Raw genomic sequence first — 21,072 nt, forward strand, 5'->3', positions numbered from 1 at the left:
CGCGACTTGCGCACCCTGCGCCTGACGCTGGCCTACGACGGTACGGACTTCGCGGGCTGGCAGGTTCAGCCCGACTGCCCGACGGTGCAAGGCCGTGTGCGCGATGCCTGCGCGCGAATCCTGGGCGAGCCGGTGAAGCTGACGGGGGCGAGCCGCACCGACGCGGGCGTCCACGCCCTCCGCCAGGTCGCGAGCCTCGCGACTGCGTCCTCTCTCGATCCGGCCAGGCTCGCCCGGGGTCTGAACGCCCTCCTGCCAGACTCGATTCGAGTGCTCCAGGCATCCGAGGTGCCGGCTGGATTCGACGCCAGGCGCTCGGCCCTGGGGAAGCGCTACCTCTACGTGATCGACCGCGGCCGGGTCGCCCACCCATTGGGACGTCGCTACGCCTGGCACCCGCGCTTCGCTCTCGACGTTGGGGCGATGCGGAGCGCGCTTGGCGCGCTCAGGGGCAAGCACGATTTTTCCGCCTTTTGCGCCGCGCCCGGCCGCGGGCGCACCCCCACCTGCACGGTGCGCTCGGCGCGCCTGGTCGAGCGTGGCGACCGCATCGCAATTGTCCTCTCCGCCGACAGCTTCCTTCATCACATGGTGCGCAACATCGTGGGCAGTCTCGTCGAGGTCGGGCGGGGGGCCCAGCCGGCTTCCTGGATGGCCGGCCTCCTGGCGGGACGCGATCGCACCCGGTCGGGCCCCACCGCCCCGCCCCAGGGGCTCATGCTGGTGAGGGTGCTGTACGGGGAGGCCTGTCGTGGATGAGGCGTCCGGCGAGCCTGTCCGCGACCGGGGCTTCAAGGCCCGCAAGCGGGAAGACCACGCGCTCGTGCTGATCGAGCGGCTCAAGGAGAATCTCGCGGACCTGGCTGAAGTGCGTAGAATCCTTCGAGAGCTCGGACGCTACTACGACCCAGTGCTGGGCGGAGCCATCATGGAGGTCCGCCACCAGCGGGCCATCGTCGAGGCGCTCGAGGCGGGCCGGCAGGCCGACGCGCTCGCCGTGGTCGAGCAGCGCTACGAGCTTTATTTAAAGGATAGGGCCCACTTGGGTCACGGCGGGGGAAGCGGCGGGGAGGCCTGACGCGAGGCGTTACGATCGCTGTCTCGAAGCTTGACACCCAGACGTTCCCGCACGATAATCCGCGCAGTTCCGCAGCACCGTCGCTCGCCCGCTCAGATTCGATGAGAAGTTGACGTGGATCATGGACCTTGTCACACGTTCGAAATATTGAACGCTCCAAAGAAGGAGACGCGGCCATGAGCCTCTCACGCAGGGACTTCTTCAAGTATGCGGGATCGGCCGGCGCCGGCGCGGCGCTGGGCACGGCGACGCTGGACCTCAAGCCGGTGGCGGCGGCGGCCACCGCGCTCAAGCTCAAGGAAGCCAAGGTCCATTCGGGCGTCTGTCCTTACTGCGCGGTTGGGTGTATCCAGCTGATCTATTCCAAGGGCGACAAGATCATCGATATCGAGGGACATCCGGACACGCCGCACACTCTCGGCCGCCTCTGCCCAAAGGGCGCTGCGACCATTCAGCTCTCCAATAACCCCCTGAGGCCGACAAAGCCGATGTACCGCGCGCCGGGCTCGGACAAGTGGGAGGAGAAGCCCCTGGAGTGGATGTACGAGCAGATCGCCAAGCGCTACTACGACACGCGCGAGAAGTACTTCATCGAGAGCGAGAAGGACAAGGACGGTAAGACCGTGGTCGTCAATCGGCTCGACGCCATCGCTTCGCTCGGCTCGGCCTGCATCGACAACGAGGAGTGCTATCTCCTCAGCAAACTCAACCGCGCCTTCGGCATCGTCTACCACGAACACCAGGCCAGAGTCTGACACTCCGCCACGGTCCCAGCTCTGGGGACCACGTTCGGGCGGGGGGCGATGACCACGAACCTGATCGACATCCAGAACGCGGATGTCATCATGTGCACGAACAACATGGCCGAGAACCACCCGGTCGGTTTCCAGTGGGTGATGAAGGCCAAGGAGCGCGGCGCCAAGGTCATCCACGTCGACCCGCGCTTCACCCGCACGAGCGCCGTGTCGGACATCCACGTTCCGCTGCGCTCCGGCACGAACATCGCGTTCTTCGGCGGGTTGATGAGCTACGCGATCCAGAACAACCTGTACTTCAAGGACTACGTCGTCTACTACACGAACGCCTCCTTCCTCATCGACCCCGCTTTCAAGACGCCGACCGACCTCGGCGGGCTCTTCGAAGGTTTCGAGCACACCGGCAAGGGCGGCACGGACCCGCACGTCGCTGAGACGTACAACAAGTCGTCCTGGAAGTACCAGCTGGACGGCGAGGGCAACCCCAAGCGTGATCTCACGCTCAAGGACCCGAACTCCGTCTTCCAGCTCCTCAAGCGCCACTACAGTCGCTACACGCCCGAGATGGTCGAGCGGATCTGCGGCATCCCCAAGGCCAAGTTCGTCGAGGTCGCCCAGCTCTACTGCGGCACCTCCGGGCGTGAGAAGACCGGCGCCATTACGTACGCGTTGAACCTGACCCAGCACACCAACGGCGTGCAGAACATCCGCTCTCTCTGCATGCTGCAGCTCCTGCTCGGCAACATCGGGCGGCCGGGCGGCGGCGTCGTCGCGCTGCGCGGCCACGCCAACGTCCAGGGCGCCACCGACCTCGAGCTGCTCTACCATGAGCTGCCCGGGTACATGGCGATGCCGCTGCGCGACGTGCATCCCGACCTCAAGACCTACCTTGAGAAGGAGACGCCCAAGGGCGGCTTCTGGGTCAACAAGCCCAAGTTCTTCGTGAGCCTGCTGAAGGCCTTCTACGGCGACGCCGCCACCAAGGAGAACGAGTTCGGCTACCAGTGGCTGCCCAAGCGCGCCTCGGCCGACGCCTACAGCCACCAGCACATCTTCGTGGACATGTACAAGGGCAAGATCAAGGGCTTCCTCGCCGACGGGCAGAACCCGGCGGTGGGCGGGCCCAATGCGAAGCTCGCGCGGGCTGCCATGCAGAAGCTCGACTGGATGGTGGTCAAGGATATCTTCGTCACGGAGACGGCGGACGTGTGGAAGACGCCGGGCACAAACCCCAAGGACGTGAAGACCGAGATGTTCTTCCTGCCGGCCGCGCCTGCCGCAGAGAAGGACGGGTCGCTGACGAACACGATGAGGCTGATCCAGTGGCACGAGAAGGCGGTCAATCCACCTGGCGATGTCACGTCGGACGCCGAGTTCTTCGTGTCGCTGGCCAAGCGGCTGCAAAAGATGTACGCGGGCTCCAAGAAGGATAGGGACAAGGGTTTCCTGGCGGCCAACTTCCAGTACGGCGACAATCCGAAAGAGCCGAACATGGAGCTGGTCCTCAAGGAGATCAACGGGTACGCCACCGAGGAGATGAAGGACAAGGACGGCAAGGTTGTCTACAAGAAGGACCAGGCGCTCAACACCTTCGCCCACATGACGGACGACGGCAAGACGGCCGGCGGCTGTTGGATCTACACCGGCGTCACGGTCGAGGGTCCGGACGGCAAGCTCATCAACAAGGCCAACTCGCGAAAGCCCGCCGACGAGAAAGACTACCTGGGCCACGGCTGGGGCTTCGCGTGGCCGGCCAATCGGCGGATCCTCTACAACCGCGCCTCGGCCGACCTCGCCGGCAAGCCCTGGAGCGAGAAGAAGAAGCTCATCTGGTGGGACCCCGAGGCGCCGGGCCAGACCCCGGACAAGAAGGGCAAGTGGGTCGGGCTCGACGTGCCGGATTTCAACGCCTTCCTGGCGCCCGACGCCAAGGGCGGGGACAAGCCGTTCATCATGCGCGCCGACCTGGTCGGCGCCTTCTTCGGCCCGCTCAACGACGGGCCGTTCCCCGAGCACTACGAGCCGATCGAGTCGCCGACGCGGAACCTGCTCTCGAAGCAGCAGAACAACCCTGTCGTCAAGATCTGGAGTCTGCCGGACCACAAGAACGACCTGATCCCGCTCGGCTCGAAGGACTACCCGTACGTCATCACGACGTACCGGCTGACGGAGCACCACCTCTCCGGCGTCATGTCGCGGTACCTGCCGATGCTGGCGGAGATGTTCGAGTCCCACTTCGCCGAGATCAGCCTGGAGCTGGCGAAGGAGATCGGTATCGCCAACGGCGACAAGGTCACCGTGTCGACGCCGCGCGGGAAGATCGTCGTCAAGGCCATGGTCACGCACCGCCTCAAGCCCTTCAAGATCGACGGCAAGACCGTGCACCAGATCGGCGTGCCGTGGCACTGGGGGTGGAAAGGCGTGGATTCGCTTCCGGGCAGCAAGGGCGACATCACCAACGACCTCTCGGCGACGGTGGCCGACCCGACGGTGTACATCCAGGAGACGAAAGCCTTCATGTGCAACGTGAAGAAGGGGGAGGTGTAGCCATGGCCCGCACGCTGGCGATGTTCACGGACACGTCGCTGTGCATCGGCTGTCGCGCCTGCCAGGTCGCCTGCAAGCAATGGAACGAGCTGCCGAGCGAGCAGCCGGAGTGGACGGGCTCCTACCAGAACCATTCCACGTTCACCGACAAGACCTACCGCCTGGTGCGGTTTATCGAGAAGCCGCAGGCGAACGGCGAGCTCTCCTGGCTCCTCATGTCGGACGTGTGCAAGCACTGCGCTCAGGCCGGCTGCCTGGACGCGTGCCCGACCGGGGCCATCTACCGGACCGAGCACGGCACCGTCAACATCAACCAGGATGTCTGCAACGGCTGCCGCTACTGCGTCAGCTCCTGCCCCTTCGGCGTGGTCTCCTTCAACCACGACACGGGGCGGGCCAACAAGTGCACCTTCTGCAACGACCGCATCCACAACGGCCTCGGGCCCGCCTGCGCCAAGACGTGCCCCACGGAGTCCATCCAGTTCGGCTTCCGGGACGAGCTGGTGACCAAGGCCGGCAAGCGCGTCGCGGCGCTCAAGGAGATGGGCTACAAGCAGGCGCAGCTCTACGGCGCCGACAGCAACGGGCCGCTGGGAGGGCTCAACGCCTTCTTCCTGCTGCTCGACAAGCCGTCCACGTACGCCCTTCCCGAGAAGCCGCTTCTGCCCCAGCGCAACGTGCTGGTCGATTCCCTGCTTTCGGTGGGCTCGGCGCTGCTGGTCGGCGTGGGGGCGGTTCTGGCCTTCCGCGAGCGCGGTGGCAGCACCAAAGGAGGCGGCGATGCTTAAGGCGCCCGACTGGCATCTCCTGATCGTCTGGTACTTCTTCCTTGGCGGCATCGCCGGCGGCGCCTACTTCACGGCCGCGATCGCCGACAACTTCGGCAGCCCCAGGGACAAGAGCGTATTCCGCATCGGCTACGTGCTGGCCCTGCTGCTGATCGGCCTGTGCGGCGTCCTGCTGATCCTCGACCTCGGCACGCCGAGCCGCTTTCTCAAGATGGTCATGAACTTCAGGTTCTGGAACCCGATGTCGATCGGCGCGTGGATGCTCGGCATCTTCGGGATTTTTGCTTTCGTCTCCTCGGCGCTGTCCTTCGCCGGCGGGGAGGGCGTTGCCCCGTTCAGGCGGCGGCTGAGCCTGCTCGGCACCATCTCCGGCTTCTTCATCGCGGCCTACACGGGCGTGCTCCTCTCCGGCACGGCGCTGCCGTTCTGGACCGACGCGCGGCTCATGGGCGCGCTCTTCCTGGCGTCGGGGGCTTCGACGGGCATGGCGGCGATCTCGCTGCTGCTCTACCTCTCCGGCGAGTCGGCGGGCGAGGGATTCGGCAAGGTCAAGCGCGCCGACCGCTACACCATCATGTTCGAGATAGTGGTGCTCGCGGCCTTCCTTGTGCTGTTGGGGGGGGCGGCCGGGCCGCTCGTCTCGGGCCAGCTGGCTCCGCTCTTCTGGGGAGGCCTCGTGGTTGTCGGGCTCGTCATCCCGCTGCTGGTGGATCTTGTCGGGCTCAAGCTGCCCGGGGCCGTGCCCGCCGCCCTTGTGCTGGTCGGCGGATTCATCCTGCGCTACGTCATCGTCATGGCCAACGCCTGAACCATTTGGTTCCGGGGGGGAGCGGACCGCCGCTCCTCCCCCGGCCCCCCCCACCGGCTTCCGCTGCTTCCGGGGGGGAGCGACCGCCGCTTCCACTGAGGGTTGGCTCGGCTCGCCTCCGGCTGCGCCTCACAGTGCTTCCCCGGGCCCCCCACCGGCTTCTGTTTCAGGTTTGGCGATAGAGCAAGGGTCTCCCAAGCGGGGCCCTTTGCCTTTCCCGGCGGGCATGGCACGATAGGGCGATGCGCACCTATTTCCAGCTCAAGAGCGGCCGCCTGGACGAGGTCAAGGGCGAAGTCGTCCGCGAGCAGCCGCTGACAGTCTACGTCGACGGCGAGCGCTTCCTGACTCTCCTCTGCTCGCCGTTCGAGCTGGATGCCCTCGTCCTGGGGTACCTCTGGATGGAGAAGGTCATCGGGAGTCTCGACGAGGTTGCGGGGCTCCAGATCTCAGAGGTGGACGGCCGCGCCGACGTGACGCTGACGCGGCCGGTGACGCTGCCCACGGAGCGCATCCTGACGTCCGGCTGCGGCGGCGGCATCACGTTCCGCATAGACCCGCGGCTCTTCCCGCGCATTACGTCGGACCTGCGCGTCCGCCCGGCGGAGCTGCGGGACCGGATGCGCGATCTCATCCAGGAGGCCGTCCACTACCGCGCTTCGCGGGGCATCCACGGCGCCGCCTTGGCCGACCGCGACCGCATCCTGCTGGTCGCCGAGGACGTGGGCCGTCACAACGCCGTGGACAAGCTCATGGGCATGGCGCTGCTTCGCGGCATCCCCGCGACGGACAGGATTCTCCTCTCCACTGGGCGCGTGTCCTCCGAGATGCTGCTCAAGGCCGCCCGCATGCGCGTGCCCGTCGTCGCCTCGCGCACCTCGCCCACGGAGATGGCCGTCGCGCTCGCCGAGCAGCTCGGCGTGACCGTGGTGGGCTATCTCCGCGGCGAAAGCCTCAACCTGTACGCCGGCCAGGCCCTCGAGCTGCCGGACGCCTCCTGAGCCATGCCGGACTACGCGGGACTGTGTGCCGAGTGGCAAGAGATGCTCACGCGGCGGCGCGCCATGGGCGACGCGCTCGCCCTGTGGACCTCGGTGCTTGATGGCTGGCGCGGTTGGCAGGACCCCGGGGTTGAGCCCTTAAAGTGGAGCGCGGAGGAGTGCCGGGAGCGCTGGGAGAGGGGCGTACCGCTCCTTGCCGAGGCTCTACCCGCCATCGCACCCGAGTCCCTCGAAGACCTCCTGGGGCCGGTCATGGAGCGGCTTGCCGCTGCCGGACCCGACGACGCCCTGGCGCTCGGACGATTCGCCGAGGCCTGGGACGCGGGACGCATCGGGCCGGCCGCGCTCTTCCCGGCCTCCGGCAAGGACGCGGCCGCGGCGCTCCAGCCCGCGGCGCTCCAGCCCGCGGCGCTCCAGGACGAGGCCGGTCTCCCCGCCCACCTCGCGGGTTTCCTCGCTCACGCCGGGGTGCGTCCCGCGCTCGAGACCTTCTTCTCACTCGTCCGCGCGCTGCCGGAGGGCGGCTGGGACCGGGGCTTCTGCCCGTGGTGCGGCGGCCTGCCGTCCTACGGCGACCTGCTTGAGGACGGCCGGCGTCGGCTGTCCTGCCATCTCTGCGGCGGCGCCTGGACGGCCGCGCGCCTTCGCTGTCCCTTCTGCCAGGCGTGGCAGTCGGGCGACATGGTGCGGCTCGTAGGCGGGGGCGCCGAGGAGGGCTACTTCGTGGAGGCGTGCCTGGCCTGCCGGGGCTATCTCAAAGGCGTGGACCGGCGGGAGCGCTGGAACGCGGCCTCGCCGCTCGTGGAAGATTGGGCCTCGCCCCACCTCGACTACTACGCCGCGCGGGAAGGGTACTGGCGGGGCACGCCGTCGCTCGCCCAGCTCCTGCCGCCGGACGGAGACCCCGCTGCATGAACGCCGTCGTCTTTGACGTCGCGCTCACGGCCTACATCGTCGCCGCGGCGGCGGCTCTGGGCTCGCTCTTCGGGCGACGGGAGGATCTGGCGCGCTTCGCGCGCCTGCTGACCGCGGCCGGCTGGGTGTGCCACACCGGGGCGATCATCTTGCGCGGGGTGGAGCTCCGGCGAGCGCCGGTGCTGACACTGGCCGAGAGCGTCTCGGTCGTGATCTGGGTCGCGGTGCTCTTCGGCCTCTGGATCGAGTACCGCTACGGGATCACGACCTTCGGCGCCTTCTTCCTGCCGGCGATCCTGGCTCTCGGCCTGGGGCTACCGACCGGGCTCAGGGGCCTGGCTCTCGAGCCGCAGTCGCAGAGCGGCTGGACCGTCGTCCACGTGGCGCTGATCCTGGTGGGGTTGGCCGCGCTGGTCCTCAACTTCGGCAGCGCCCTCATGTACGTGCTCCAGGAGCGGCAGATCAAAGCCAAGCGCCGCGGCGCCTTCTACTACGGGCTCCCGGCGCTCGAGACGCTCGACCATCTGACGCTGGTGACGCTCACCGTGGGTTTCCCGTTCCTCACGGTCGGGCTCCTCCTGGGCGTGCTCCAGGCTGGGCGCTCGTGGGCCAGCCTGCTGGCGGGCGACCCGCTGGCGCTCTTCTCGTTGGTCATGTGGCTGGTCTACGCGGCGACGCTGTCGGGCCGCGCGGTCGGGCGGTGGCGGGGCCGTCGGGCGGCCTACTTCGCGATCGCCGGCTTTTGCGTGCTGCTGGCAACGCTCGGCGCGGGCGCCCTCTTCCACGGGCGGCACGGCTCGTGATCCACACCGTCTTCGTCGCCGGGCTGTCCCACCGCACGGCGCCCATCGAAGTCCGCGAACAGCTCGCCCTCGAGGAGGACAAGCTGCGCGAGGTCCTGCGAGACGTCGCGGGGCGCGGGGTCTGCTCCGAGCTGATGATCCTCTCCACGTGCAACCGCGTCGAGGTCTACGGCATCGCGGAGGTGCCCGGCGAGGCGCACGGAGCAGCCTTTCGGCAAATGAGCGCCCAGCGGGGCATGAACTTCGAGGCTCTCGAGCCGCTGCTCTACACGAAGACGGGCGCCGACGCGGTCCTGCACGCCTTCCGGGTCGCCGCGAGCCTCGACTCCATGGTGCTGGGCGAGCCGCAGATCCTGGGCCAGGTCAAGGACGCCTTCGCGCTCGCCCAGTCGTGCCGCGTCGTGGGGCCGATGCTGCACGCGCTGATGAGCCAGGCCTTCGCTGTCGCCAAGCGTGTGCGCACCGAGACGGAGATCGGGCGCTTTGCCGTGTCCGTGTCCTTCGCCGCCGTCGAGCTGGCGCGAAAGATTTTCGGCACGCTCGACGGCAAGACGGTGCTGCTGATCGGGGCGGGGGAGATGGGCGAGCTGGCCGCCCGGCACCTCCAGGACCAAGGGACACTGCCCGTCTACGTCGCCAACCGCACCTGGGGCCGCGCCCAGGACCTAGCGCGTGACCTCGCGGGCCCGGCCGTCAGGTACGAGGATTTCCCGTCGGTGATGGCCGAGGTGGACATCGTCATCACCTCCACGGCAGCCCCCGAGCCCATCATCAGCGTAGCCGACGTCGAGGCGGTGCTGCGCGCGCGCCATGAGCGTCCGCTCTTTTTCATCGACATCGCCGTGCCGCGGAACGTCGAGCCGGCCGTCAACGACCTCGACAACGCGTTCTGCTACGACGTCGACGACCTCCGCTCGGTCGTCGAGTCCAACTTGCGGGAGCGCCAGCGGGAAGCGCAGCGGGGCGAGGCGCTCGTTGAGCGGGAGGTTGCCAAGTTCGCCGACCGTCTCAAGGACCTCGAGGTGGTGCCGACCATCGTGTCGTTAAGGGAAAAGCTGGAGGCGATTAGGCGGGGCGAGGTGGCGCGCGCGCTCGGGCGCCTGCCGGGAGCGGATGAGGCGACGAAGCAGGCGCTCGAGGCGCTCTCGCAGGCCATCGTGAACAAGGTCCTGCACGGCCCCACGGTCAAGCTGCGCGACTCGTCGCGGGCCGGCCACGGGCGCCGCTGGGTCGAGGTCATCTCGGAGGTGTTCGGGCTCGGGGCCAAGGGCCGGACCGGGCCTCCGTCATGAGGACGCTCCGCCTCGGCACCAGAGGCAGCCGGCTCGCCGTCGCACAGGCTGGGCAGGTCGCCGACGCGCTCCGGGCGCGCGGCGCGGAGATCGAGATCGTGGTCATCCGCACGTCGGGCGATCGTCTGGCGGATGTCGCCCTCGCCGATTTTGGGGGCAAGGCGCTCTTCGTGCGGGAGATCGAGGAGGCTCTCCTCGACGGCCGGGTGGACGCGGGTGTTCACAGCCTCAAGGACATGCCTGCTGTGCTGCCCGCCGGTCTCTGGCTGCCGGCCTATCCGCCGCGCGAAGACCCGCGCGACGTGCTGCTCACGCGCTCGGGCGGCGGGCTCGACGAGCTGCCGCGGGGCGCCCGCGTCGCCACCTCGAGCCTGAGGCGGCGCGCCCTGCTCCTCGCCCGGCGTCCCGACCTCAGCATCGAGCCTATCCGGGGCAACGTGGACACGCGGCTGCGCAAGCTCGATGAAGGTCTCTGCGACGGCCTCGTCATGGCCCGCGCGGGGCTCGAGCGCCTGGGCCTGAAACCCGATCACGCCCACGCGCTGCCCGTGGAGGAGTTTCTTCCCGCCGTGGGACAGGGCATCCTGGGCGTGGAGGCGAGAACGGCCGACGCCGAAGTGCTCGAGGCGCTGCGGGGCGTGGACCACGCCGAGACGAGGATGCAGGCCTTGGCGGAGCGCGCGTTCCTCCGCCGTCTCGGCGCGGGCTGCCACACGCCAGTGGCGGGCCACGCGCGCCTCGACGGCGACGCCATCTCGATGGCCGGGCTCGTGGCGAGCGCCGACGGCGTGACCGTGCTCACGGGCGAGGTGAGCGGACCGGGCTCACGGGCGGAAGCGCTCGGCGAGCGTTTGGCGGGCGATCTGCTGGCCCGCGGGGCGCGCGCACTACTCGACGCCGGAGGCCCCGCATGACGGCCGTCGCGGCCGCGCGGCCGCTCCGCGGCAGGGTCGTGGTCGTGACGCGCCCGCGCGCCCAGGCCCAGGCCTTCGCCGGCCTGCTTGAAGCGGCCGGCGCGCGAGTCCTCCTCGTGCCGACCATCGCCATCGAGCCTCCCGCCTCGTGGGAGCCGCTGGACCGCGCGCTCGAGCGTCTCGACGACTACCGGTGGGCGGTTTTCACCAGCGTCAACGGCGTCGAGATGACGCGGCGCCGTCTCGAGGAGACGGGCCGCGGCGCCGACGCGCTTCGCGGGCGCCGGTTGGCCGCGATCGGTCCCGCCACTGCCGAGGCTCTCCACGCGATGGGACTCGAGACCGAGGTCGTGCCCGAGGAGTATGTCGCCGAGGCGCTCGCCGAGCGGCTGCGGGCCCTGATCAGGCCCGGGGAGCGCGTCCTTCTCGCCAGGGCCGCCGAGGCTCGCGATGTGCTCGTGACGCTGCTGGAGGCCGCGGGCGCCCTGGTCGACGAAGTGCCGGCCTACCGGACGCGGCCGGAACGAGCCGAGGACGCGGGCGAGCTCCGCGGGGCGCTCGGCGAGGGCAGGGTCGACGTCGTCACCTTCACCAGCTCGTCGACCGTCCGTCATTTCGCCGAGCTCTTCCCCGGCGAGGACCTGCCGGGGCTCCTCCGCGGCGTAGCCGTGGCCTGCATCGGCCCCGTGACGCGCGCCACCGCCGGGGCCCTCGGACTCGAGACACGCATCGTCCCGAGGGAGTACACTATTCCAGCGCTGGCCCGAGCCATCGCCGACCACTATGCCTCGGGACCATCGCGCGCGAGTGACCCAACATGATTGAACTACGGTCAACATGCCGAACGGCATCTTGAAGCGATTGAATTGGCCCACGGTCAACATGCCGAAAGGCATGTTGAGGATGAATGAGGAGGCCTGATTTATGCCGTATCCACTGTACCGGCCCCGCCGGCTCCGCGAGTCTCCGCTCCTGCGCAAGATGGTCCGCGAGACCGTGCTCCGCACGGACGACCTCATCTATCCGCTCTTTGCCGTTCACGGTCGTGGCGTGCGCGAGCCCATCGGCCCCATGCCGGGGCAATTCCGCCTATCCATAGACGAGCTGCTCAAGGAGTGTAAGGACGCCGCGTCCATGGGCATCCCCGCGGTGCTGCTTTTCGGCCTGCCGGCGGAGAAGGACCCGCGCGGCGGCGAGGCGTACGCGGAGGACGGCATCGTCCAGCAGGCCGTGCGCGCGGTGAAGGAGACCATCCCCGATCTCCTCGTCGTGACCGATGTCTGCCTCTGCGAGTACACGAGCCACGGCCACTGCGGCGTCGTCGAGGACGGCAGGGTCAAGAACGACCCGACGCTCGATCTTCTCGCGCGCACGGCGGTGTCTCACGTCGAGGCGGGCGCCGACATGGTGGCGCCGTCCGACATGATGGACGGGCGCGTGGCGGCCATCCGCGAGGCCCTCGACGAGTCGGGCTACCAGGAGACGCCGATCATGGCCTACTCGGCCAAGTACGCCTCGGCGTTCTACGGGCCGTTTCGGGAGGCGGCGGACTCGACGCCGCAGTTCGGCGATCGGCGCTCCTACCAGATGGATCCCGCGAACTCGGTCGAGGCGATGCGCGAGGTCGCGCTCGACATTGACGAGGGCGCCGACATCGTGATGGTCAAGCCGGCGCTGCCGTACCTCGACGTCATTGCCAGGGTCAAGAACGAGTTCGGGCTTCCCGTGGCGGCCTACTCGGTGTCCGGCGAGTACGCCATGCTTCGCGCGGCGGGCCAGCTCGGCTGGCTCGACGAAGAGGCCGCCATGATGGAGGCGCTGACGGGCATCAGGCGGGCCGGCGCCGACATCGTCATCACCTACTTCGCCAAGGAGGCGGCGCGGATTCTGGAGCGGGGGCGGAGGTGAGGATCTCCGCGAAGGGCGAGTACGCCATCAAGGCGATGCTCGACCTCGCCCTGTGCGACGACGGCGAGAGGCTCCAGCCGATCCAGGACATCGCCAGGCGGCAAGGCATTCCCCAGCGCTACCTCGAGCAGGTGCTGCTCGGGCTCAAGCGGGCGGGGTTTCTCCACTCGCGGCGCGGCTCGGCCGGCGGCTACCGCCTCGCGAAGCCGCCCGCCCAGATCACGGCCGGCGCGCTGCTCCGCGCCGTCGAGGGCCAGCAGGGGGTCGGTTCCGCCGGGCGCTCCGCGCGCGGGTCGGTCGGTGATGCGGGCGGCGACCTCATGCACCTCTGGCGGGCGGTGTGGGAGGCCGTGGATTCGGTGGTGGACGGCACGACCCTCGAGGATCTCAGGCGGCAGGCGTTGGAGCGGCGGGCGTCGACCAAGCCGATGTACCACATCTGACCTTTTTTTTTGGCTGGGAACCTGCGTTCCCGATAGGATTGGACGCCATGACCCAACGTAGACCTTCAGCGGCCGCTCGCCCGCGCATCGCCGCGTCGGTGCTCGATCTCGTGGGAGGCACGCCGCTCGTGAAGCTCAACAGGTTGCCCGCTGCCGGCGGCGCCGCGGTCCTCGCGAAGATGGAGTCGCTCAACCCGGGAGGCAGCGTGAAGGACAGGATCGCCGTCGCCATGATCGAGGACGCCGAGCGCCGGGGGCTGCTCAAGCCCGGCGCCGTCGTGGTCGAGCCGACGAGCGGCAATACGGGCATCGGGCTCGCCATGGTCTGCGCGGTCCGCGGCTACCGGCTCATCCTGACCATGCCCGATGACATGAGCGTGGAGCGCCAGCGTCTCCTCGCGCGCTACGGCGCCGAGATTCACCTGACCCCGGCCGTCGAGGGCATGAGCGGCGCCGTGTTCGCCGCGCAGGAGCTCCGGCGCGAGCACCCCGACTACTTCATGCCGCAGCAGTTCGAGAACCCCGCCAACCCCGAGGCGCACCGGCGGACGACGGCGCTCGAGATCCTGGACGCGACCGGGGAGCGCCTGCACGCCTTTGTCGCCGGCGTGGGCACCGGGGGCACCGTCACGGGCGTGGGCGAGGTGCTCAAGGAGCGGGTGCCGGGCGTCCGCGTGATCGGCGTCGAGCCCGCGCGCTCGCCCGTGCTCTCGGGCGGCCGGGCGCGGCCCCACGGCATCCAGGGCATCGGGGCATCCTTCGTGCCGGGCGTGCTCAACCGCGCCGTCCTCGACGAGGTCATCCTGGTCCGTGACGAGGACGCCACCGCGACGGCCCGGCGCCTGGCGCGGGAAGAAGGGCTGCTGGTCGGCATCTCGGCCGGCGCCAACGTCTGGGCGGCCTGCCGCGTCGCCGAAGCGCTGCCGTCGGACCGGGTCGTCGTGACGGTGCTGTGCGATACTGGCGAGCGCTATCTCAGCGTGTCTTTCTAGGAACGCAAGGAGAAGGGCCATGAGCATTGACGTCTATATCCCGACGCCGTTTCGCCGCGCCACGAACAACACGGATCGCGTGTCCGTCGATGCGCGCGACGTCCGCGGGCTGCTCGACGAGCTCGAGGGGCGCTTCAGCGGCCTGAAGGGTCTCGTCCGCAACGAGGCCGGCGAAGTTCACCACCACGTCAACATCTACGTGAACAATGAGGGCATCGAGTCGCTCCAGGGGCTTCAGACGCCGCTGAAGGATGGCGACGAGGTCTCGATCATTCCAGCCCTTGCCGGGGGCGGGCCAGCCCTTGCAGGCGGCGGGCCGGCCCTTGCCGGGGGCGGGCCGGCCCTTGCGTGGGGCTGACTCGCGCACGATGATCCTGACGCCAGAGGAATACGCCCGGATCCAGGCCCAGGCGCTTGCTGAGTACCCGTCCGAGTGCTGCGGGGTCGTGATGGAGCGACCAGGTGCTTCGCCCGAGCGTCTCCTCCTGGCGTGCCGCAACATTCAGAACGAGCTGCATGCCAAGGACCCCAAGCGTCACCCTCGCGATGCGCGGACGGCCTACTACATCGACCCGCGAGACCTGATCGCCATGGGCCGCCACGAGGCGCAGGGCTTCCGGGTCCTGACGATCTACCACTCGCACATCGACGCCGGCGCATACTTTTCCCCCACCGACAGGGCCAACGCCTTGATCAACGGCGAGCCCGCCTATCCCGACGCGGCCTACGTGGTGCTCTCCGTCGCCGAGCGGCGTGTGGCGGAGGTGGAGGCGTTTCGGTGGGACCTGGCGATCCGCGACTTCGGCGCCGTCAACTGGAAGAAGCCGGATGGCTGATCCCGGAGGCGCGACCGCGCAGGGTTCCGACGCGCTCTTTGAGAGAGCCCAGCGGGTGATCCCCGGCGGCGTCAACAGTCCCGTGCGCGCCTTCCGCGGCGTTGGCGGCAGGCCCTTCTTCGTCGCGCGCGCCGAGGGCTGCCGCATCACGGACGTGGACGGCCGCACCTATATCGATTTCCTGGGCTCGTGGGGTCCGCTGATCCTGGGCCACGCGGCGCCCATGCTGGTCGAGGCCGTGGGCGAGGCGCTCCAGCGCGGGACGAGCTACGGCGCCCCCACGGCGGCCGAGGTGGACATGGCGGAGCTGATCTCGCGCGCCGTGCCCTCCATCGAGATGGCGCGCCTCGTCTCCTCCGGCACCGAGGCCGCGATGAGCGCCATCCGTCTGGCACGAGGCGCCACGGGGCGTGACGTCATCGTCAAGTTCGAGGGGTGCTACCACGGCCACGCCGACAGCCTGCTGGTCAAGGCAGGCTCGGGCGGCGCCACCTTCGGCGTGCCCGACAGCCTGGGCGTTCCCGCGGTCCTCGCTTCGCTGACAGTGACCGCGCCGTTCAACGACCTTCCTGCCGTCGAGCGCGTCATGGCGGCGCGGGGGCGGGACGTGGCCGCCATCATCGTCGAGCCCGTCGCCGGCAACATGGGCGTCGTACCGCCGGCGTCGGGCTTCCTCCAGGGGTTGAGAGCCCTCTGCGACACGTACGGGGCGCTGCTGATCTTCGACGAGGTGATCACCGGCTTCCGCGTCGCCTACGGCGGCGCCCAGGCGCTGTACGGCGTGCGGCCGGATCTCACGTGCCTCGGCAAGATCATCGGGGGCGGCCTGCCGGTGGGCGCCTACGGCGGCGCGCGGGCTATCATGGAGCGCGTGGCGCCGCTCGGCGGCGTCTACCAGGCGGGCACGCTCTCCGGCAACCCGCTCGCCGTGGCGGCGGGCCTCGCCACGCTGCGGGCGCTCGCGAGCCCCGGGGTCTACGCGCGCCTCGAAGAATCTGGAGCGCGGCTCGAGGCGGGCCTCGTCGACGGGGCGAAGGCCGCCGGCGTGCCGCTCGTGGTCAACCGCGTTGGCTCGATGCTGACCGCCTTCTTCACCGACGGCCCTGTGACCGACTACGCCTCAGCCATGCGCTCGGACACGGCGCGCTACGGGCGCTTCTTCCACGCGATGCTCGACGGGGGCGTCTTCCTCGCCGCCTCGCAGTTCGAGGCGGCCTTCGTGTCGCTCGCCCACGGCGTCTCCGACCTCGAAGAGGCCGCCGGGGCGGCCCGCCGGGCCTTCGCGAAGGTCCGCTGAGCCGGTCCACATTGGCCCGCCGGGCCCTCTGGCCGGACATCGCTATTGACCTCGATTTTCCAGCGTGATAGGGTTCGCACGGCCGCGAGCCCGGAGCCTCGTCGTTCCATTCACAGGCCAGCTTGGATCGCACGTCTTGGAAGCGCATGTCTTGCCTGCGCGATGCCGCGCGAGGAGCGTACGAGCGTAGATGGTCTGTGAGCTCGCCGTTTCCGTCCCAGCCTCAACCTCCGGAATCCAAGCGCCCCCGTTTCATCACCGCAGCAGTTCGGCCCATTCCAGGACAGCCGCTGCAGGGAGAGGTGAATGAGCGGGATCGATCGCCGGTCATTCTTCAAAATCGTCGCGACCTCCGGGGCGGCCGTGGCCGCGGGCGGCTGCGGCCAGGACGCAGACGAGCTCTTGGGGCGGGTACCGCAGAAGCTGATTCCATACGTAGTCCCGCCGGACGGGATCGTGCCGGGCGTGGCGTCGTATTTTTCCACGGTGTGCCGCGAGTGCCCGGCGGGCTGCGGCCTCGTCGCCAAGAACCGCGACGGGAGGGTCATCAAGCTGGAGGGCAATCCCGACCACCCGGTCAACGCGGGCGCCCTCTGCATCCGTGGGCAGGCCGCGCTCCCGGGGCTGTACCACCCGGACCGCTACCGCGGCCCGCTCCAGGCCGGCAAGCCGGTCGGCTGGGATGAGGCCGAGAAGCAGCTCGCAGCCAAGCTGGCGGAGCTCGTCAAGGGACGGCAGGGGAGCCGGGTCGCCCTCGTAAGCGGCCTCGAGACGGGAAGCCTCGGACGGCTCATGGACGAATGGACGCGCGCGCTCGGCGCGAGAGCGCGCATCGCGTACGAACCGCTCGGCTACGAAGCCCTCCGCGCGGCCAACCGCGCGACCTTCGGCCGCGACGCCATCCCGCACTACGCCATCGAAGACGCGGGCTATTTGCTGTCCTTCGGCGCCGACTTCCTCGAGACCTGGCTCAACCCAGTCTCTTACGCCGGTTCATTTGCCAAGATGCACGCGCTCGGCCGCGGGCGGGCCGGCACGTTCGTCGCCGTCGAGCCCCGCCAGTCCATGACGGCCGGCAACGCGGACGAATGGCTGCGCAATGCCCCTGGCACCGAAGGGCTCCTGGCCTTGGCGATCCTCAAGGCGATCGTCGACGAGGGGCTCCAGGCCAAGGAGGCTGACGCGGGGGCGCTACGCGCCGCGGTCAAGGGCGTGGATCTGGCGAAGGCCGCCCTAGTCTCGGGCGTCTCCGCCGAAGCGATCAAGCGCGTCGCCCACGCTTTCGCGGGTGCCAACGGCGCTCTGGCGGTGGGCGGCGGCATGGCCGCGGCGGGGCCTCAGGCTACGGAGACTCTCGTGGCGGTCAACCTCCTGAATGTCGCCGTCGGCGCGGTCGGGAAGACCGTCCGCTTCGGCGCCGACTCGCCGCTCGGCAAGGCGAGCCCCTACGCCGACATGCTCAAGCTGGCGAAGGCCATGGCCGCGGGCGAGATCGAGGTGCTGATCCTGGCCGACGTCAACCCGGTCTACGGCATGCCGCCCAAGTCGGGCTTCGTCGAGGCGCTCGCCAAGGTGCCGCTGGTGGTGAGCTTGGCCAGCCGGCCAAGCGACAGCACGGCGAAGGCCGGGCTCGTTCTCCCGTCGCTGCACCCGCTCGAGTCCTGGGGCGACTATGCGGCGCGGGACGGCGTCATCGGGCTCATGCAGCCGACGATGGGACCCGTGGTGATCGACGGCAAGCCGGTCGAGGGGAAGGCGACGGGTGACATCCTGCTGTCGGTCGGCCGCCAGGCGCTCGGGACGGAAGAAGGCAAGGGCCCGCTCAAGTGGGCGAGCTTCGAGGCCTACGTCAAGGAGCAGTGGCAGGGGCTCCAGCGGGAGTACGGCGCGGGCAAGCCCTTCGCCGACTTCTGGGAAGAATCATTGAGACGGGGCGGCGCCTGGCGCGCTGCGGTTCCCGCCGGCGTAGCGGCGAAGATCGACCCGAGCCGCGTGAGTAGAGAGCCCGCGAAGCTGGAGGGCGCCGGCACCCACGCGCTCATCGTCTATCCCTCGTCGCGCTTCTACGACGGTCGCGGCGCCGACCAGCCCTGGCTCCAGGAAACGCCCGACACCATGACGCAGATCGCCTGGGACGGATGGGTCGAGGTGCCGGTCGAGGCCGCGGCCAAGCTCGCGCTCGAACGCGGCGACATGGTCAAGCTGACCTCGCCCCACGGCAGCATCGAGCTTCCCGCCTGGCCGTCCAAGACGCTGCACCCGGCGGCGGTGGCCGTGGCCATGGGGCAGGGGCACGAATTCCCGGGCGCCTTTGCTCGAGGCGGCCGGCTTCGAAGCACCGTTTCCAACGACGTGGTTCTCAATACGGGCGCCAATCCCATGCACCTTCTCGGCCCCGCGCCCGAGACCGCCTCGGGCGGGCTGCCGCACCTGGCCGTGAGGGTCTCCCTCGCCAAGACAGGGGCGCGGCGACCGCTCGCCATCCCGCAGGCCACCTTCGACGACGACAACCGCGACATCGTCGAGGTGGTGGGGCTGGCCGCGGCGCGCGAGATGGAGCTGCGCGGCAAGGCCCCGGAGGGCGCGAGCCACCCGAGCATGTACCCCGCGGTCAAGTACCCCGAGTACCGATGGGGCATGGCGGTGGACTCCGACGCGTGCACCGGCTGCCAGGCCTGTGTCGTTGCCTGCTCGGCCGAGAACAACGTGCCGGTTGTCGGCAAGGCCCAGGTCGCGTACGGCCGCGCCCAGCAGTGGATACGCCTCGAGCGCTGGGAGCACGGCCCGGCGGGCAAGGCCGTCAACGTTTTCCAGCCCATGTTCTGCCAGCACTGCGAGATCGCGCCGTGCGAGCCTGTCTGCCCGGTCTACGCCGCCTACCACACCAAGGAAGGCCTCAACGCGCAGGTCTACAACCGCTGTGTCGGCACGCGCTACTGCGGCAACAACTGCCCGTACCACGTCCGGCGCTTCAACTGGTTCAACTACACGTGGACGGCGCCGCTTGACCTTCAGCTGAATCCCGACGTGACCGTGCGCCAGCTTGGCGTCATGGAGAAGTGCACCATGTGCCTGCAGCGCATCGAGAAGGGCAAGAACGACGCCCGCGATGCCGGCCGCGCCGTCAAGGACGGCGACGTCCAAACGGCCTGCCAGCAGACCTGCCCGACCCAGGCCATCACCTTCGGCAACCTCAAGGAGGCCACAGCAAGGGTGTCGAAGCTCTCCGTGAGTCCGCGAGGCTACCACGTGCTCCGCGAGCTCGGCACGCGGCCGGCCGTCACGTACCTCGCGAAGGTGGTCCGCGGCGCGGTGCCCGGCCACGGCGACGGGAAGGAGCACAAGGCATGAGCGCGGCGACCCAACCGGGGCAGCCGAGTTGGGCGGACGTCAACCGCGACGTCATCCGGACCGTGGGCATGCCGGGCAACACCTACTTCGCCTGGATGTGCCTCGTCGGGCTGACGCTCGGCGCGGGTGTGGTCGCGTGGAGCTGGCAGATCTGGTCGGGCATGGGCGCGGCCGGCAAGCGCACGCCGCAGATGTGGGCGATGTACATCACGACCTTCGTGTTCTGGATCGGCATCGGGCACGCGGGCACGCTGATCTCGGCGGTCCTGTACCTGTTCCGGGCCAGGTGGCGGACGTCCATCTACCGCGGCGCGGAGGCGATGACGGTCTTCGCCGTCATGACCGCGGGCCTTTTCCCGCTGATCCACGCCGGCCGCATGTGGTTCGCCTACTGGCTGATGCCGTACCCGAACCAGCGCTACCTCTGGCCGAATTTCAAATCCCCGCTCGTCTGGGACGTCTTCGCCATCTCGACCTACCTGACGATCAGCGTGGTCTTCTTCATCGTCGGGCTGGTGCCGGACATCGCGGCACTCCGCGACAGCGCGACGGGCTTCAAGAAGAAGATCTACACGGTGATGGCGCTCGGCTGGGAGGGTTCGGACTCGCAGTGGCGCCACTACCGGCGCGGGTACGGTCTCCTCGCCGCCCTGGCGACACCGCTGGTGCTCTCGGTGCACAGCGTCGTGTCCTTCGACTTCGCGGTGGCGCTCGTGCCCGGATGGCACTCGACGCTCTTCGCGCCCTTCTTCGTGGACGGCGCCATCTTCTCCGGCTTCGCCATGGTGCTGGTGCTGATCCTGCCCATGCGCTACGTGTTCAACTGGTACGGCTACATCACGGACAAGCACCTCGACGCGATGGCCAAGCTGATCCTGGTCACGAGCCTGGTCCTGACCTACTTCTACGCGTGCGAGGCTTTCACGTCCTGGTACAGTGCCGACCACTACGAGCGGGCTTCGCTCTTCGACCGGGCGACCAAGCAGTACGCCTGGGCCTTCTGGCTGCAGTACCTCTGCAACAGCCTGGCGCCGCTCGTCTTCTTCTGGAAGAAGCCGCGCACCCACGTGATAACGCTGTACGTGGTCTCGATCCTGGTGCTGATCGGGATGTGGTTCGAGCGCTTCAACATCATCGTCCTGGGCCTGGGTTTCGACTTCTACCCGTACACCTGGGGCACGTACGTCCCGACCGTGACGGACTCGACCATCATCGTCGGCTCCTTCGCGTGGTTCTTCCTGCTGTTCCTGGGCTTCATCCGGGTGATGCCGTCCCTATCCATCGTGGAGGTCAAGGAAACGCTGCCGCACCCGTTCAAGCACGCCCACGAAGGGCATCACTAGC

Annotated in this window: 18 protein-coding genes and 1 pseudogene; all 19 read left to right on the forward strand. The window is 69.0% G+C overall.

The window, feature by feature from the left end; all coding sequences use genetic code 11:
* Window positions 1-6 precede the first annotated feature (6 nt).
* The 19 genes and pseudogenes from truA to nrfD (Q7W02_04300) all read left to right on the forward strand — a co-directional run bounded on the left by truA (window position 7) and on the right by nrfD (Q7W02_04300) (window position 21,071).
* Complete coding sequence (gene truA / locus Q7W02_04210; protein MDO8475395.1) at window positions 7-759, forward strand: tRNA pseudouridine(38-40) synthase TruA; 753 nt, start codon at window positions 7-9, stop codon at window positions 757-759.
* Window positions 752-1,078, forward strand: a complete 327-nt coding sequence (locus Q7W02_04215) for a hypothetical protein (GenBank protein MDO8475396.1) — start codon at window positions 752-754, stop codon at window positions 1,076-1,078. Before truA ends, Q7W02_04215 begins: the two co-directional genes overlap by 8 nt.
* A 176-nt stretch (window positions 1,079-1,254) precedes the next feature.
* Window positions 1,255-4,380, forward strand: a complete 3,126-nt coding sequence (fdnG, locus tag Q7W02_04220) for a formate dehydrogenase-N subunit alpha (protein ID MDO8475397.1) — start codon at window positions 1,255-1,257, stop codon at window positions 4,378-4,380.
* A gap of 2 nt (window positions 4,381-4,382) precedes the next feature.
* On the forward strand, window positions 4,383-5,168 hold the full coding sequence (locus Q7W02_04225; GenBank protein ID MDO8475398.1) for a 4Fe-4S dicluster domain-containing protein: 786 nt from the start codon (window positions 4,383-4,385) through the stop codon (window positions 5,166-5,168).
* Complete coding sequence (gene nrfD / locus Q7W02_04230; GenBank protein ID MDO8475399.1) at window positions 5,161-5,976, forward strand: NrfD/PsrC family molybdoenzyme membrane anchor subunit; 816 nt, start codon at window positions 5,161-5,163, stop codon at window positions 5,974-5,976. The genes Q7W02_04225 and nrfD (Q7W02_04230) overlap by 8 nt, the downstream gene beginning before the upstream one ends.
* A gap of 242 nt (window positions 5,977-6,218) precedes the next feature.
* A complete protein-coding gene (gene fdhD / locus Q7W02_04235; protein ID MDO8475400.1) occupies window positions 6,219-6,977 on the forward strand; it encodes a formate dehydrogenase accessory sulfurtransferase FdhD in 759 nt (252 codons plus the stop codon).
* Between the two features lie 3 nt (window positions 6,978-6,980).
* Window positions 6,981-7,892 carry a formate dehydrogenase accessory protein FdhE gene (locus tag Q7W02_04240; GenBank protein ID MDO8475401.1) on the forward strand — a complete coding sequence of 304 codons (912 nt, stop codon included), beginning with the start codon at window positions 6,981-6,983 and terminating at the stop codon, window positions 7,890-7,892.
* Complete coding sequence (gene ccsA, locus Q7W02_04245; GenBank protein MDO8475402.1) at window positions 7,889-8,695, forward strand: cytochrome c biogenesis protein CcsA; 807 nt, start codon at window positions 7,889-7,891, stop codon at window positions 8,693-8,695. Before Q7W02_04240 ends, ccsA begins: the two co-directional genes overlap by 4 nt.
* Window positions 8,692-9,987: a glutamyl-tRNA reductase gene (gene hemA / locus Q7W02_04250; GenBank protein ID MDO8475403.1), complete on the forward strand. Its 1,296-nt coding sequence runs from the start codon at window positions 8,692-8,694 to the stop codon at window positions 9,985-9,987. Before ccsA ends, hemA begins: the two co-directional genes overlap by 4 nt.
* Window positions 9,984-10,901 carry a hydroxymethylbilane synthase gene (gene hemC, locus Q7W02_04255; protein ID MDO8475404.1) on the forward strand — a complete coding sequence of 306 codons (918 nt, stop codon included), beginning with the start codon at window positions 9,984-9,986 and terminating at the stop codon, window positions 10,899-10,901. Before hemA ends, hemC begins: the two co-directional genes overlap by 4 nt.
* Complete coding sequence (locus Q7W02_04260) at window positions 10,898-11,722, forward strand: uroporphyrinogen-III synthase (GenBank protein MDO8475405.1); 825 nt, start codon at window positions 10,898-10,900, stop codon at window positions 11,720-11,722. The genes hemC and Q7W02_04260 overlap by 4 nt, the downstream gene beginning before the upstream one ends.
* 103 nt (window positions 11,723-11,825) lie before the next feature.
* On the forward strand, window positions 11,826-12,809 hold the full coding sequence (gene hemB / locus Q7W02_04265; GenBank protein ID MDO8475406.1) for a porphobilinogen synthase: 984 nt from the start codon (window positions 11,826-11,828) through the stop codon (window positions 12,807-12,809).
* Window positions 12,806-13,252, forward strand: coding sequence for an Rrf2 family transcriptional regulator (locus tag Q7W02_04270; protein ID MDO8475407.1), 447 nt, complete (start codon window positions 12,806-12,808; stop codon window positions 13,250-13,252). The genes hemB and Q7W02_04270 overlap by 4 nt, the downstream gene beginning before the upstream one ends.
* Before the next feature lie 47 nt (window positions 13,253-13,299).
* Window positions 13,300-14,244, forward strand: coding sequence for a cysteine synthase A (gene cysK, locus Q7W02_04275; protein MDO8475408.1), 945 nt, complete (start codon window positions 13,300-13,302; stop codon window positions 14,242-14,244).
* Window positions 14,245-14,263: 19 nt separating this feature from the next.
* Window positions 14,264-14,536, forward strand: a pseudogene (locus Q7W02_04280) (MoaD/ThiS family protein).
* Window positions 14,537-14,612: 76 nt separating this feature from the next.
* Window positions 14,613-15,080 carry a M67 family metallopeptidase gene (locus Q7W02_04285; GenBank protein MDO8475409.1) on the forward strand — a complete coding sequence of 156 codons (468 nt, stop codon included), beginning with the start codon at window positions 14,613-14,615 and terminating at the stop codon, window positions 15,078-15,080.
* Window positions 15,073-16,377, forward strand: coding sequence for a glutamate-1-semialdehyde 2,1-aminomutase (gene hemL / locus Q7W02_04290; protein MDO8475410.1), 1,305 nt, complete (start codon window positions 15,073-15,075; stop codon window positions 16,375-16,377). The genes Q7W02_04285 and hemL overlap by 8 nt, the downstream gene beginning before the upstream one ends.
* Window positions 16,378-16,683: 306 nt before the next feature.
* Window positions 16,684-19,728 (forward strand): molybdopterin-dependent oxidoreductase, encoded by a 3,045-nt coding sequence (locus Q7W02_04295; protein ID MDO8475411.1) that lies wholly within the window; start codon window positions 16,684-16,686, stop codon window positions 19,726-19,728.
* Window positions 19,725-21,071, forward strand: a complete 1,347-nt coding sequence (gene nrfD / locus Q7W02_04300) for an NrfD/PsrC family molybdoenzyme membrane anchor subunit (GenBank protein ID MDO8475412.1) — start codon at window positions 19,725-19,727, stop codon at window positions 21,069-21,071. Before Q7W02_04295 ends, nrfD (Q7W02_04300) begins: the two co-directional genes overlap by 4 nt.
* Window position 21,072 lies beyond the last annotated feature (1 nt).

The sequence above is a fragment of the Candidatus Rokuibacteriota bacterium genome (assembly GCA_030647435.1).
Classification (GTDB): domain Bacteria; phylum Methylomirabilota; class Methylomirabilia; order Rokubacteriales; family CSP1-6; genus AR37.